Annotated in this window: 11 protein-coding genes; 8 read left to right on the plus strand and 3 right to left on the minus strand. The window is 70.1% G+C overall.

The annotated features are described in order from the left end of the window. Positions 1-34: 34 nt before the first annotated feature. Genes tsaE through ACVN90_RS03645 form a run of 5 tightly spaced genes read left to right on the plus strand, consistent with a single transcriptional unit; the run spans position 35 to position 3,543 of the window. Positions 35-568: a tRNA (adenosine(37)-N6)-threonylcarbamoyltransferase complex ATPase subunit type 1 TsaE gene (gene tsaE, locus ACVN90_RS03625; RefSeq protein ID WP_475102051.1), complete on the plus strand. Its 534-nt coding sequence runs from the start codon at positions 35-37 to the stop codon at positions 566-568. After that, positions 565-1,224, plus strand: a complete 660-nt coding sequence (gene tsaB, locus ACVN90_RS03630) for a tRNA (adenosine(37)-N6)-threonylcarbamoyltransferase complex dimerization subunit type 1 TsaB (RefSeq protein WP_475100814.1) — start codon at positions 565-567, stop codon at positions 1,222-1,224. Before tsaE ends, tsaB begins: the two co-directional genes overlap by 4 nt. Beyond that, entirely contained in the window at positions 1,221-1,820 is a 600-nt protein-coding gene (gene rimI / locus ACVN90_RS03635; protein WP_475100815.1) for a ribosomal protein S18-alanine N-acetyltransferase, read from the plus strand. The genes tsaB and rimI overlap by 4 nt, the downstream gene beginning before the upstream one ends. Next, positions 1,817-2,884 carry a tRNA (adenosine(37)-N6)-threonylcarbamoyltransferase complex transferase subunit TsaD gene (gene tsaD / locus ACVN90_RS03640; protein WP_475100816.1) on the plus strand — a complete coding sequence of 356 codons (1,068 nt, stop codon included), beginning with the start codon at positions 1,817-1,819 and terminating at the stop codon, positions 2,882-2,884. Before rimI ends, tsaD begins: the two co-directional genes overlap by 4 nt. After that, positions 2,881-3,543 (plus strand): DUF4190 domain-containing protein, encoded by a 663-nt coding sequence (locus ACVN90_RS03645; RefSeq protein WP_475100817.1) that lies wholly within the window; start codon positions 2,881-2,883, stop codon positions 3,541-3,543. Before tsaD ends, ACVN90_RS03645 begins: the two co-directional genes overlap by 4 nt. Before the next feature lie 7 nt (positions 3,544-3,550). Here the strand turns inward: ACVN90_RS03645 and ACVN90_RS03650 are convergent, their stop codons facing one another. Next, positions 3,551-4,738, minus strand: coding sequence for a THUMP-like domain-containing protein (locus ACVN90_RS03650; protein ID WP_475100818.1), 1,188 nt, complete (start codon positions 4,736-4,738; stop codon positions 3,551-3,553). A gap of 174 nt (positions 4,739-4,912) precedes the next feature. On the opposite strand from ACVN90_RS03650, the gene ACVN90_RS03655 reads away from it, so the two are divergent. The 3 genes from ACVN90_RS03655 to ACVN90_RS03665 all read left to right on the plus strand — a co-directional run bounded on the left by ACVN90_RS03655 (position 4,913) and on the right by ACVN90_RS03665 (position 9,821). Next, positions 4,913-6,160: a hypothetical protein gene (locus ACVN90_RS03655; protein WP_475100819.1), complete on the plus strand. Its 1,248-nt coding sequence runs from the start codon at positions 4,913-4,915 to the stop codon at positions 6,158-6,160. A 146-nt stretch (positions 6,161-6,306) separates the two neighbouring features. Beyond that, entirely contained in the window at positions 6,307-8,199 is a 1,893-nt protein-coding gene (locus ACVN90_RS03660) for a dynamin family protein (RefSeq protein ID WP_475100820.1), read from the plus strand. A 2-nt stretch (positions 8,200-8,201) separates the two neighbouring features. Further along, on the plus strand, positions 8,202-9,821 hold the full coding sequence (locus ACVN90_RS03665) for a dynamin family protein (protein ID WP_475100821.1): 1,620 nt from the start codon (positions 8,202-8,204) through the stop codon (positions 9,819-9,821). Positions 9,822-10,436: 615 nt separating this feature from the next. Here ACVN90_RS03665 and ACVN90_RS03670 read toward each other — a convergent pair. Then, positions 10,437-11,186, minus strand: coding sequence for an IniB N-terminal domain-containing protein (locus tag ACVN90_RS03670; protein WP_475100822.1), 750 nt, complete (start codon positions 11,184-11,186; stop codon positions 10,437-10,439). Positions 11,187-11,314: 128 nt separating this feature from the next. Next, positions 11,315-13,858: a helix-turn-helix transcriptional regulator gene (locus tag ACVN90_RS03675; RefSeq protein WP_475100823.1), complete on the minus strand. Its 2,544-nt coding sequence runs from the start codon at positions 13,856-13,858 to the stop codon at positions 11,315-11,317.

Consider the following 13,858-nt stretch of genomic DNA (forward strand, 5'->3'; position numbering starts at 1 on the left):
GAACGCGGACGACGCGCCCGTTGTTGCACCCCGCGTGAACACGACAGCTCAGGGCTTGGACGCACTCGTCGGCACGCGCGAGATCACCTCGCCCGACGCGATGGAGGCGCTCGGCGAAGAGATGGGACGGATGCTGCGCCCCGGCGACATGGTGGTGCTCACCGGTCCGCTCGGCGCGGGCAAGACCACGCTCACCCGCGGCATCGGCCGAGGGCTCGACGTACGCGGACCCATCCAGAGCCCGACGTTCGTGCTCGCCCGAACGCACCCGTCGCTGTCGGGTGGGGCGCCGCTCGTGCACGTCGACGCGTACCGCCTGGGCTCGGCGGCCGAGCTCGACGACCTCGACATCGACTTCGACGGCTCCGTCGTGATCGTCGAGTGGGGCCGCGGGCTCGTCGACGGCCTCCGCGACCGGTGGTGGGAGGTCGAGCTCGAGCGCGAGTGGCACGGCCGCGGCGTCGACAACGCCTGCGGCACGATCGCCCACGAGGCCGACCTCGACGCCGACACCCCCCGCCTGGTGGAGATCACCCGGCACGGGGCGCCGACTACCCTGGAAGGGTGATCCTCGGCATCGACACGTCGCTCGGCTCCGCGGTGGCGGTGGTCGAGCCGGACGGCGTCATCCGCTCGCAGGTCGAGAGCGCAGACCCCCGTGGCCACGCCGAGGTGATCGGCACGCTGATCGAACGGTCGCTGGCGGAAGCATCCGTCTCCCCGTCCGAGATCACGCATGTCGCCGCGGGAATGGGACCCGGCCCGTTCACCGGGCTGCGCGTCGGCATCGCCGCCGCGCGCACCTTCGCCCTCGGGCGCGGCGTGCCGGTCGTGCCGGTGCCGAGCCACGACGCGGTCGCCCTCGAACTGCTCCTCCACGATGCGCTCACCGGCGGATACGAGGATGCCGCGGACGAGACCTTCGCCGTCGTCACCGACGCGCGCCGCCGCGAGTTCGCGTACACGCTCTACCGCGGGCTCGACGACGACGGGCTCCCGGTGCGCGTCACGGAGCCCGCGCTCGCACCCCGCGACGACCTCGACGGTGTGCTCGCGAGCGCCGCGGCCGTGCGTCGCGACGCCGACCGGATCCCCGCGGCAATGCTCGCGCTCGCCGCGGCCCGCGCACTCGGCGCCGGACGCACGATCGGACCCGCCGACGCGCTCTACCTGCGTTCACCCGACGTGACCCTCCCGCACGCGCCGAAGCGGGTGGGCTCGTGACCCTTCGCGCCGCGACCGCCGAGGACCTCGCCGCGATCATGACGCTCGAGCGCACGTCGTTCCCGACCGACGCGTGGTCCGAGGCGATGATGCGCGAGGAGCTCGCCTCGCCGCATGGCTGGTACGTCGTCGACGACGAGGCCGGCCGCCTGGTCGGGTACGCGGGGCTCCGGGCGGTCGCCGGGGCGAAGGATGCCGACATCCAGACCATCACGATCGCCGAGGTGTCGCGCGGCCGGGGCCGCGGGCGGGCGATGCTGCGGGCGCTGCTCGAGGAGGCCGCGCGGCGCGGCGTCACGGACGTGTTCCTCGAGGTGCGCGCCGACAACCCCGTCGCCCAGGGGCTGTACGTGTCGGAGGGCTTCACCGAGATCGGCCGCAAGCCCCGGTACTACCAGCCGGACGACGTCGACGCCGTGGTGATGAAGCTCGACCTGCGCGGGTGGTCGGCGGCGGCATTCGTCTCCCAGACTTCGCAGAACGCGACGGACCTCGCAGGATCCGGGACGGATGCTGCGGCCTCGACGCAGATCTCCGAAGTCCGTGAACGGCGCCCCGACGAGAAGGCCGCGTGGGACGGAGGGGTGTGCACGTGAACCGCGCCGAACCGCTGGTGCTCGGCATCGAGACGAGCTGCGACGAGACCGGGATCGGGATCGTGCGCGGCCGCACGCTGCTGTCGAACACGATCGCCAGCTCGATGGACGAGCACGCCCGCTACGGCGGCGTCGTGCCCGAGGTCGCCGCCCGCGCGCACCTCGAGGCGCTGCAGCCGTCGATCGAGGCGGCCCTCGCCGAGTCCGGAGTCGCTCTCGCCGACCTCGACGCGGTCGCGGTGACGTCCGGCCCCGGACTCGCCGGTGCGCTCATGGTCGGCGTCGGTGCCGCGAAGGCGCTCTCGGTGTCGCTCGAGAAGCCTCTGTACGCGGTGAACCACCTCGTCGGGCACATCGCGGCCGACATCCTCGACGCCGACGCGCCGCCGCTCGAGTACCCGACGGTCGCGCTCCTCGTCTCCGGCGGGCACACCTCGCTGCTGTTGGTCCGCGACCTGACCACCGACGTCGAGCTCCTCGGCGAGACCATGGACGACGCCGCCGGCGAGGCCTTCGACAAGGTCGCGCGGCTGCTCGGGCTGCCGTATCCGGGTGGTCCCGAGATCGATCGGGCCGCAGCATCCGGAGAGCCTGCGGCGATCCCGTTCCCGCGCGGGCTGTCGCGCGCGAGCGACATGGCGAAGCACCGCTACGACTTCTCGTTCTCGGGCCTCAAGACCGCGGTCGCCCGCTGGGTCGAGCAGCGCGAGGCGGCGGGCGAGCCGGTGCCCGTGGCCGATGTCGCCGCCAGCTTCCGCGAGGCCGTCGTCGACGTGCTCGTCACCAAGGCACTCGCCGCGTGCCGCGACCACGGCGTGCCCCGCCTGCTGCTCGGCGGTGGCGTCATCGCGAACCGGCGGCTGCGGGACGTGGCGATCGAGCGCGCCGCGGCCGAAGGCGTCACAGTGCGGATCCCGCCGCTGTCGCTCTGCACCGACAACGGCGCGATGATCGCGGCGCTGACGTCGGAGCTCATCATGTCGGGCCGCGCGCCCTCGACCCTCGAGTTCGGGGCGGATTCGACGCTGCCGGTCACCGAGATCCAGGTCGCGGAGTCGGCATGACGGACGAACGGATGCCGCCGCCCGGCGACGCCGAGAAGCCCCCGGCTGATCCGGCCGACGCCGCATCTCGCTCGTTGAGCGAGCGAGGAACGCGGTCGTTGAGCGAGCCTGCGAGCCGAAACGCAGAGGCGAAACGCGTCGGCGATCCGGGCGAGCTCGGGCCGGGCAACGGGGACGCAGCATCCGCTCCCTCCGATGTGCCCGACAGCGCAACGACCCCCGCGGGGCCGACCGTGTCGTCGGTGTCGCCCGACGTCGACCTCGCGCAGGACGCGTCACCCCTGCCGGGGGCGCATCGCGGCGGGTTCCTGCGGCTGCCGACCGCACCGGTCGCCGTCACGGTGGAGACGGCGCCGGCGGAGCCGGGCGGCGAGTTCCACCCCGAAGACACGTCGTGGCCGGCGACGGACTCGGCGTTCCACCGCGGACTCGCGGCCTGGGCGCTCGCGTTCGCGATCGTCGGGCTCCTCGTGTCGATGTTCGTCGGCTGGGGATTCCCGATCGGGCTGGTCGCTGTCGTATCCGCGATCATCGCTCTCCGCCGACCGCTCGAGAACCGCGCGATCGCGGTCTGGGCGATCGTGCTCGGCACGCTGTCCATCCTCTACAGCGCCGGCTGGCTCCTCTACGCCGCGGCGCAAGCCCACATCATCGGCTGATCCGGGATCAGACGCGGTCGGCGAGGATCGCGGTGCGGCGGGTGCCGACGCGGGTGAGGAGCAGGGTCGCCGATGCCGACCCGCGGAGCTTCAGGCGCGTGCGCAGCGCCGCGGGGTCGATGTCGACGCCGCGCTTCTTGATCTCGAGGCGGCCGATGTCGCGCTCGCGCAGCGCCCTGGCGAGGGCCTTCTCGTCGGCGGGAAGCACCTCGCGCACGCGGAACGTCGAGACGAACGGCGAGGTGAGGGCGGCGTCCGACGTGAGGTAGGCGATGTGCTCGTCGAGCATCCCGGCCTCGAGTGAGCGTGCCACGTCACCGATGAGGCGCGCGCGGATGACGGCGCCGTCGGGCTCGTGCAGGAAGGCGCCGAGGTCACGGGTGGGCTGGTCCGCAGCATCCGTCTCGGCTGTCAGCTCGTGCGCCTGATCGCCGCGGATCACGAGCGCGGCGCGGTGGACACCAGGTCGAGCCAGGGCTCCTGACCACAGCACGAGCTCGACGGTCGACCCGTCGGCGCTCACCCACTGGGCCTCGACGTGGTCGGGGATGAGGTCGCGGTCGAGTCCGGGGCCGAGCTTCACGCCGACGGGCATGCGCTGTGCGAGGTCGAACACCCAGTCGAGCGACGGCGACCAGTCCTCGGGGCGCGTGCGGGCGGTCTCGGAGTGCCCGGCGGTGCGGCGGGCCGGGTCGAGCCACACGGCGTCGATGCCCTCGAGGTCGGTGTCTTCCGCGGTGCCGAGGCGCACCTCGGCGTCAGCACCGAACGGCGCCAGGTTGTAGGCAGCGATGCCGGCGGTCACCGCGTCGGCATCGACGGCCGTGACACGGAGGCCGAGTCCCGCGAGTCCGAGGGCGTCGCCGCCGATGCCGCAGCCGAGGTCGGCCACGCGCGTGAACCCCGCGTCGCGGAACCGTGCCGCGTGGCGGGCCGCGATGCCGAGACGCGTCGCCTGTTCGAGACCCGCACGGGTGAACAGCATCCGTTCCGCCAGATCGCCGAACTTCGCCCGCGCGCGCGTGCGGAGTCGCGCCTGGCCGACGACCGCCGAGACGAGGTCGGGGGAGTGGCCGTCCCTGCGCAGCCGGGTCACGGCGCGCGCGACGTCGTCGGAGGAGTCCACCGGCGGCATCGCGTCGAGCAGCCGCAGGCCCTCGGGCGTCAGGAGCGCTTCGAGTTCGGAGAGTTCCACCCGCCGAGCCTACGTGCTCCGGTTCGGGGCACCCCCGGACCCCCTCCGGAAACCCCTACCCCGAACCCCCTATTCCCCCGGGGAGGTTCCGGGATCACCCCGGATGCGGGTACACGGCGGTGGGAAGAGACTCTTCATACATCGCCACCTGGCTCTGCGAGAAAAGGATTGATCATGGCTGACGAGAATGTGAACGTCCTCGGCGTTCAGACGAACATCGAAGACGTCCTGTCCGACAACAACGTCGGCAACACCGATGTCGAGGTCGAGGACAACGTCGTCGGCAACGACGGCAACGTTGTCGGCAACGACACCGACGTCGACGTCGAGGACAACAACGTCAACAGCGCAGTCGGCAACGACGACAACAACGTCAACAGCGCTGTCGGCAACGACATCGCCTCCGACAACGAGATCGGCAACACCGATGTCGACGTCGAGGACTCGGGCAACGGCAACTTCTCCGACAACGTGGGCGGCGACGCCACCGACGTCGACGTCGAGGACTCGGGCAACGGCAACTTCTCGGGCAACGACAACTCGGACAACTCCGACAACTCGGACAACTCCGACAACTCGGACAACTCGACCAACAACGCCGCCGTCGGCGTCGGCAACCAGTCGGACAACTCCGACAACTCGGTCGAGAACGAGCTCGAGGTCGACATCGAGGACTCGTTCAACGACAACTCGGACAACTCGACGGACGACAACTCGGAGACCGAGGACTCGTACAACGACAACTCCGACAACTCGACCGATGACAACCGCGACATCGAGGACTCGTACAACGACAACTCGGAGACCGAGGAGTCGTACAACGACTACACCGACTCGTTCAACGAGACCACGCTGAACGACGACTCGGTCACGGTCGGCGTCCGTCAGTACAACACCGGTGTCGGTGGCGACCTCAACCTCGCCCTCGGCGGTGCCGGCGGTGCTGCTGCCGCTGCTGCGGCCGCGTCGGGCGCGCTGAACCTCGACATCGACAACCGCGCGCAGGTCGTCGACCAGTCGGTGTCGCAGTCGTTCGGCTTCGTGGACGGCGATGTCGACCAGGAGTTCGAGCAGGAGGCCGTCGCGAACTCGGGTGACTGGGGTGCGGCCGCCGGTGACGACGCCGACGTCGACAACTCGCAGACGACCATCAGCGTCGGCGACGTGTCGATCGGCAACACGTGGATCGACACGCACATCCAGGACTCGTTCCAGGACAACTCCACCAACGAGTGGAACGAGTTCGAGGTCGAGATCGACGACTCGTTCAACGACCAGTCGACCGACGTCGACGTCGACATCGAGGACTCGTTCACGAGCGAGGTCGACACGTCGTTCGAGAACGAGATCGAGTGGGAGAACAGCGGTAACTTCTTCAGCCCCGGCGGCGACTCCGCGGGCGACGACATCATCGATCTCTGATCCACTCACACAGACCTTGCCCGGCCGCCCTCCCGAGGGGCGGCCGGGCAAGACCACGTTACGGACACGTATTTTCCGGTACCGCCCCCGCTCCTTGACCTTCGACTAGCGTGGTACCCGGGGAGTGCGTACAAGGGGGAGCATTCGTGGCTGAAAGCACGGCCGTCCAGAAATCGGTCTCAGGGGACGCCGACAGGCCCACTGCGCCGCCGGTCGCACCGGCGGCGAGCAAGGCGCTCGTCTCGATCGTCGACAACGTCGGCCAGCTCGCCACGACGACGGGCCGCGGCGACCTGGCCAAGCGCCTCGAGAACACGCATGCCCGTCTACAGGACCCGAACGTCCGGGTCATCGTGGTCGGCGAGTTCAAGCAGGGCAAGAGCAAGCTCATCAACGCTCTCGTCAACGCGCCGGTCTGCCCGGTCGACGACGACGTGGCCACGAGCGTTCCGACGTCGGTCGGCTACGCGGCGCAACCCGACGCCTGGGTGACGATCCAGGGTGACGAAGACACACCACCCGTGCGCCAGCGCATCCCGCTCGAGAACTTGGCCCAGTACGTGTCGGAGAGCGGGAATCCCGCGAACGAGCGGAAGGTCATCACCGCGGAGGTGGTCCTTCCTCGCGAGCTGCTCAAGGGCGGCCTGCGCCTGGTGGACTCGCCCGGCGTCGGCGGCTTGGACTCCACGAACGCTCTCGCGACACTCGCCGCGCTGTCATCGGCGCACGCCGTCCTTCTCGTGTCGGACGCGTCACAGGAGTACACCGAGCCCGAGGTGCAGTTCCTCAAGCACGCGATGCGCGTGTCCCCCAATGTCGCCGCCGTGCTCGCCAAGACAGACCTCTACCCGCAGTGGCGCGACATCGAGCGCATCGACCGCTCGCACCTCGGCGACATCGGCGACGTGCCGATCTTCGCCGTCTCGAGCGATCTGCGCCTGATCGCGGCGGAAGAGCGCGACCGCACGCTCAACGAGGAGTCGGGCTTCCCTGCGCTCGTGAGCCACCTGCGCCAGGAAGTGCTCGGCCGAGCCGAGATCATCCAGGCGCGCAGCGCGGTGCACGATCTTATCTCGGTCGTCGACCAGCTCAAGATGTCGCTGACCTCCGAGCTCGAGGCGATCCTCCACCCGGAGGACACCCCCAAGCTCATCGCGCAACTCGAGGACGCCAAGGCGCGCGCCGACGAATTCCGCGGCCGGTCATCCAAGTGGCAGGTGCAGCTGAACGACGGCGTCGCCGACCTGATCTCCGACATGGAGCATGACCTCCGCGACCGCCTGCGCAAGGTGCAGCGCGAGGCGGAGAACGCCATCGACGAGGGCGACCCCGGGCCCATCTGGGACCAGCTCACCGAGTGGCTCGATCAGCGCGTCTCGGCGGCCGTCTCGGAGACGTTCGTGTGGACCGACGAGCGTTCACGGTGGTTGTCGGAAGAAGTCGCAGAGCTGTTCATCCAGGGCGAGACGGACCTGCCCGTGATCTACGTGGGCGACACCGAGGGCATCCTGGACGACGTGGAGAACATCTCGACGCTCGAGCACCGTCAGATGGGTGCCGGCGAGAAGATCTTCATCGGCGTCCGCGGCTCGTACGGCGGCGTGCTCATGGTCGGCCTCGCCACCGGCCTCATCGGCCTGTCGCTCATCAACCCGCTGTCGCTCCTGGCCGGTGTGCTGGTGGGTCGCAGGGCCTATCGAGAGGACATGAACTCGCGGCTGTCCCGCCGGCGCTTCGAGGCCAAGACGCTGGTGCGCCGCTATCTCGACGAGGTCCAGTTCCAGGTCGGCAAGCAGCTGAAGGATCGACTGCGCATCGTGCAGCGTGCCGCGCGCGACCACTTCGGCAGCATCGCCGACGAGCTGCACCGCTCGCTCTCGGACGCGGTCCTCGCCGCCAAGCAGGCCGCCGGCACCTACGCGGGAGAGCAGGACCAGCGAGTGAAGGAGCTTCAGCTGCGGGTTCAGCAGCTCGAGACGCTGAAGGCGAAGATCCCGGCGCTGCCGCCGCTGCGAGCCGTGGAGGCAGCGAAGCGGTGAGGGTGTCGATCCGCGACGACGCGAGCGCTCTGGTCCGCGCCGCGCGCGAGCTCTACGCCGACGATCAGGAAGCCTGCGACCTGCTGACCGACCTGGAGCGCCGCCTCAGCGAGCCGATCCGTCTCGCCCTCGCGGGCATGGTCAAGGCCGGCAAGTCGACGCTGCTGAACGCGATGCTCGGCGAACGCCTGGCCCCCACGGACGCGGGAGAGTGCACGCGCGTGGTGACGTGGTATCGCTACTCGGCGACCCCGACGATCACCATGCACCCGTATGACGGAGAGCCGCGCCCGATGCCCATCCGTCGCGACGCGGGCCGGCTGGTGCTCGATCTCGGCGGCGTCTCGCCCGAGGACGTCGCCTGGATCGACGTCGGCTGGCCGTCGACCGGGCTGCGGTCGCTCATCCTCATCGACACCCCGGGAATCGCCTCCCTCTCGCGGGATGTGTCAGCGCGCTCCACCGACTTCCTGGTGCCCGATGCCGAGCCCTCGTCGGCCGACGCGATCGTCTACCTTATGCGCCACCTCCACGCATCCGATCTGAAGTTCCTGGAGTCGTTCCGCGACACGGCTGCCGGTGCGTCGCAGACGGTGAACGCGGTCGCGGTGCTGTCGCGCGCCGACGAGATCGGATCCGGTCGCATCGACTCGCTGCTGTCGGCGGGGAAGGTGGCGCGCCGCTACGAGAAGGACGGCGACCTCGCGTCGCTGTCGCTCGGCGTGGTGCCCGTCGCGGGTCTCCTCGCCGAGAGCGCGAAGACCCTCCGCGAGGACGAGTTCGCCGCCTTCCGCGAGCTGGCGAGCTTGGAGCGGAAGTCTCGCGAGGCGCTGATGGTGTCGGCCGACCGATTCGTGCGCCCCACCGAGGCGACGACGCTGAGCGAAGACGTCCGTCGCGAGCTGCTCAACCGATTCGGCATCTTCGGTGTGCGCCTCGCGAGCGCGCTGATCCGCGGCGGCGCCGCCGACTCGTCGCAGCTTTCCGAGCAACTCGTGCAGCAGAGCGGTCTCAACGAACTCCAGCAGTTCATCCAGCTGCAGTTCCGTACTCGCGCCGGGGCGCTGAAGGTGCGCGGTGTGCTCGACGCACTGCAGAGGCTCCTGCGCGAGAAACCGCGCGACGGCGCGGAAGCGGTCCTGGGTGGGGTCGAGCGCATCTACGCGTCGGCGCACACGTTGCGGGAGCTCTCGCTTCTGTCGCGGGCGCGCTCCTCGGGGTTGCCGCTGGGCCGACTCGACGCGGAGGAGGCGGAGCGCATCATCGGCGGAACCGGCCCCTCCCCGAGCGCTCGTCTGGCGCTGCCGGAGACCGCCACTACCGTCGAGAGCCGCGAGCGGGTCGACGAGCTCCTTGCGCGCTGGCGCACGCTCAGCGAGTCGCCCCTCGCCGAGCGGGCCACCGTGGAGGTCGCCCGCTCGGTGATCCGCAGTCTCGAGGAGGTCGCGTCAGAACTCGCCGTCGTCGGAGCCGGCGCGTCTGACGTCGTACTTGCGGGCGGTCCACTGGAGAGCGCCGTGGAACGTGCTGAACAGGAGCGCGAGGAGGGCGAGGGCCCACTGGGCGAAGAGCACCTGCCGCAGGACGGGGGCGTGCTCGCCCGTGGTGAAGATCTCCGCTGACAGCAGGAAGAGCAGAATCTGCCCCACCACGGTGGCCAGCTGCCACCACCGGACGTGCGGCTTGCGGTTGGTGAACGACACGAGAAGCACGATCTGCACCAGCAGCAGCGCCAGCGCCGTGCCGAAGACCAGCCAGAAGATGATGTCGGCCGCAGCAGTGTAGGTCTCTTCACTCCGGCCTTCCTCGACGGCGCGCACGACGTCCGTGATGATGGGGAGCTGGTCCTCGCGGATGACGAAGAGATAGACCACCGCGACGCCGCCGGTGAGCAGGCTCAGCACCCACAGGAACTGGCTGAGCCTGACAGAGAACGGTGGGGGGCGCTTCGTGAGCACGGGGGCCGCGTTCGGGCTGGCGGTCGGAGGCCGCTCGGGAGCCTCTCGCCTTGGTGGTGGCGGAGGCTGAGGAGTCCCTTGTCTCGGTGGGGAGGCCGTCGCGGGCGGGCGCTGCACACTGGAGGCCGGCACTTTGCGCACCGGCACACGGCCGATGGCCTGGCCCGGCGGCGGCTCCTCGAAGGTCGGCGGGGGCGGCTTGGGACGCGCGCTCGCGCGCCCTGGTCCTGCCAGGGCGCGCGAGCGGTCGTCGTCTTCCCGATCGGGCACGTCGGATCCTTAGTACTGGTCCTCGGATTCGAGCTCGAGCGGAGGTTCTTCTGCGACGAACGTCGCCGCGTCGACCGCGTAGTCGTAGGCGTCGTCGGCTACCGTCTCGATCTCGACCGGCGGCGCGACCTCCTCGACGGGCGGGGCCTCTGCGGGAGGGGCCTCGACGCTCGCGGTCACGACGGGGTCGGAGTCGGGCGAGTTGTTGAACGACTCGTCGGCCTCGGCATCCACTTCGGTGTCGGTGTTCGTCGAGTTGTCGTTGAACGAGCCGTCGATGTTCGTCGTCGTGTCCTCGTTGCCGATGGAGACGTCGCCCACCGTGGTGGTGTCGTTGGAGTTGTCGACCTCGGCGTCTTCGCCGGCGGCGGCACCGTTGTCGCCGCTGTTGACGATGGCCTCCTGGTCGAAGATCTGGTTGACGTCGCCGTTGGCCCAGATGTTCTGGTTGACGGACTGGTCCACGATCGTCGCGCGATTGTCGATCGCGAAGCTGTTCGTGATGTTGTAGATCTCGTTCTCGACCGACGGCGGCTTCGGCGGTGCCGGAGGCATCGGCGGCTTGGGGCTGACGTGGGGGTGGTCCACGATGACCGGGGCGACGGCGCGGACATCCTCGACGCACGCGTCACTGAGACCGTTGCGGGCCAGCGTTCCCTGGGGGTCCTCCTCGAACTCCGCCGCGGCGGCCGGGTCGCCCAGGAGACTGAGTATGAACTCGATCAGTGCGTCGGCAATCGTTGCCAAGGGTGTTGTCATGACTCGGCTCCTGTCACTTCGAGAATCACTCTCGACATTAGGTGTTTCTCACAATCGGCGAATCGGGGGTTTTCCCGAATCGGTAGGGGGGTTCTTGGGGGTTCTGGGGGCCATCCGCACACGTGCCCTCAGCCGTCCTCTGCGAGGGGTCGGGTCTGCGAGAGGGCGACACGCAGCTTGGCGATGAGATCCGAGCGCGATGTCGCGCCGAGCCGCCGCCGGATGCTGGCGATGTGGTGTTCCGCGGTGCGTGGGGAGATGAAGATCGTCTCGCCGATCTCGGCGTAGGTCTTGCCCTCGACGACCAGGCGCGCGACATCCGTCTCGCGCTCGCTCAGCACCGACGCCACGGTGTCGGGCGATGTCTCGGCGCTCTCCCCGGGCGTCTCGGCGACCGCCGGCTTCTCCTGCGGGAACAGCTCCCGCGCCCGCGCCAGCAGCCGTGCCGACACCTTGCGGTCGTCGGAGCGTCCTGCACCCTGACCGGCCAGGCGCGCGGCATCCCATCGCAGTCCGATCGCCGCGAGTGATCGGGCCGCCGTATCGACCTCATCGACGTCGACCGAGCCCGCGAGGACGGACGTCCACAGCCGCCCGGCCTTGGCCATCGTCTCGGCGACGGCGCTGTGCGGGGCGGCGTCCACGAGAGCGTGCGCGTGAGAGCTCAGCGACTCGGGGCGGTTGCGGAGGATGCCCCGCTGGATGCCCGCCCACCGCAGGTGTGCCGACCACAGCGCCGGCCGGCCGAGTGCATCGACCAGCGCGAGCGCACGGGTGAAGAGCGGCTCGGTGACCGCCTCGTCGCCCACTCTGGCGCCGGCGCTGACGAACTCGACGAGCGGCAGCAGCGTGTACAGGTCGACGTCCGCGTCGAGCAGACCGTCACGGCCTCGCTCCCACGCGGCCTCCAGGCCGGCGGCATCTTCATACCGCCGCGCCAGTCCGACGCGGATCGCCTGGAGGAGGAGCTCATCGCGCGCTGCGGCTTTCGGCGTCAGCGCCACAGCGGCCTCGAGCGCCTCGCGGGAACGCGCACCGCGTGCCTGCTGCAGGGCGATCCATGACTTCCAGAGCAGAAGCCGCGACATCACCCACGGGGTGCCCTGGTGGCCCTCGATCGCCGCATCGACGACCGCGCGCGCTGTCGCGAGATCACCGGCGCTGATGGCGGCGACGGCGGCGATCACCGCGGGATGCTCGGGCATCGGCGTGGACGATCGCGACGCGGTGTACAGGTGCGACGCGCGCACGAGGTCGGCTACCGCCGCTTCGGCGTGCTCGGTGCGCAGCGATGTCTCGAGCCCGCGCTGGAGCAGGTTCATCGCCACGCCGAGCGTCGAGGGAGCGACGCGCTGGACCTCGGATGCCTGGTCGGTCCCTGCCGTTCCGGCCTCACCGATGCCGACGCGGGCGATCGTGCGGCGGACGGATGCCTCGGCCGTCGTCGGCGGGAACGCATCGTAGAAGCCCGACCCGGTGTGCAGCATTCCCCGTATCGACCAGGTGGCGGCCGCGACGTCGGCGATCCGCGCGGTGACGCTCTGCTCGGGCTCGGCGAAGGTCATCGCATCATCGAGGAGCTGGGCGGCGGAGTCGATGTCGCCGCAGGACCACGCCGCCTGCGCGCGCTTCGCGGCGAGGTCGGCGGAGGTCACGCCGGCGTCGGCGGCGGCGGCGTACAGCTCGCCCGCGCGCACCGGATCGGAATCGAGGAGTTGGTCGCCGTGCTCGACCAGGGCGGACGACAGGCGCGGGTCGCGGATGTCTGCGAGCAAGCCGTCGGATCGGGACGCGAGGGGGTTCAGGCCGCCGGGCATCGCTGCGATGAGGTCGATCAGCCGCCGAGCGGAGAGGTTCGCGCGCACGGCGGAGCGCACCACCGGCACCGGGCGCCCGTTGCGCAGCAGCAGTCCTTCCGCGTAGCCCTGGGCGATGACGCTCTCGACGTCGCCGACCGTGTCGGTGAGCACCGGCACGTCGTCCGATCCCACGCTCATCTCCTCGATGGCGCGGCGCACATCCTCCTCGACGACGCCCATCCGGTGCGCGACGCTCTGCTCGAGCACATGGCCGAGAGCGGCGTGTGCGCCATCGTCCGTGCAGTCGCGGTCGTCGTGCGCGGCCAGCGCGGCAGAAACGAGCCACGCCACTCCGCCCGTCACCTCGAGCAGATGATCGAGGCAGCCGGGCTTCAGAGTCCGGTCGTTCGCCTCCAGGTAGTCGAGCACGTCGGAGCGTGTGAGGTGGCCCAGCACGACGGCGGGGCGGCTCCGCTCGAGGTGACGCGCGATCGACGAGAGCGCCTGCGAGTGGGGCCAGGGTCGGCTCGTCACGACGAGAGCCGCGTCGGGATCGCTCGCGCGCACTCCCAGGCCCTCGACCTGTGCGGCGGGGAGCAGATGCAGATCGTCGACGAGCAGGATGCTGGACACGGGAACGTCGAACACGTCGGTCTCCGGGCCGAGGACGCTCACCTCGGCATGGCTCTGCGTGAGGAAGCGCTGCGCACCCCGCAGCATCGTGGTCTTGCCTGAGCCGGCGTTCCCCGAGATCAAGACCCGCGGGGGCAGGTCGTGCGTCGTCAGCGCGTCGATGAGGGGACGTGCGTGGCGCGCGCCCGTGAAGGTCGTCGCGTCGAAGAACGCCGCCACAGTCGTTGTGGTTGTAGCCAT

The sequence above is a fragment of the Microbacterium sp. F01 genome (assembly GCF_056156365.1).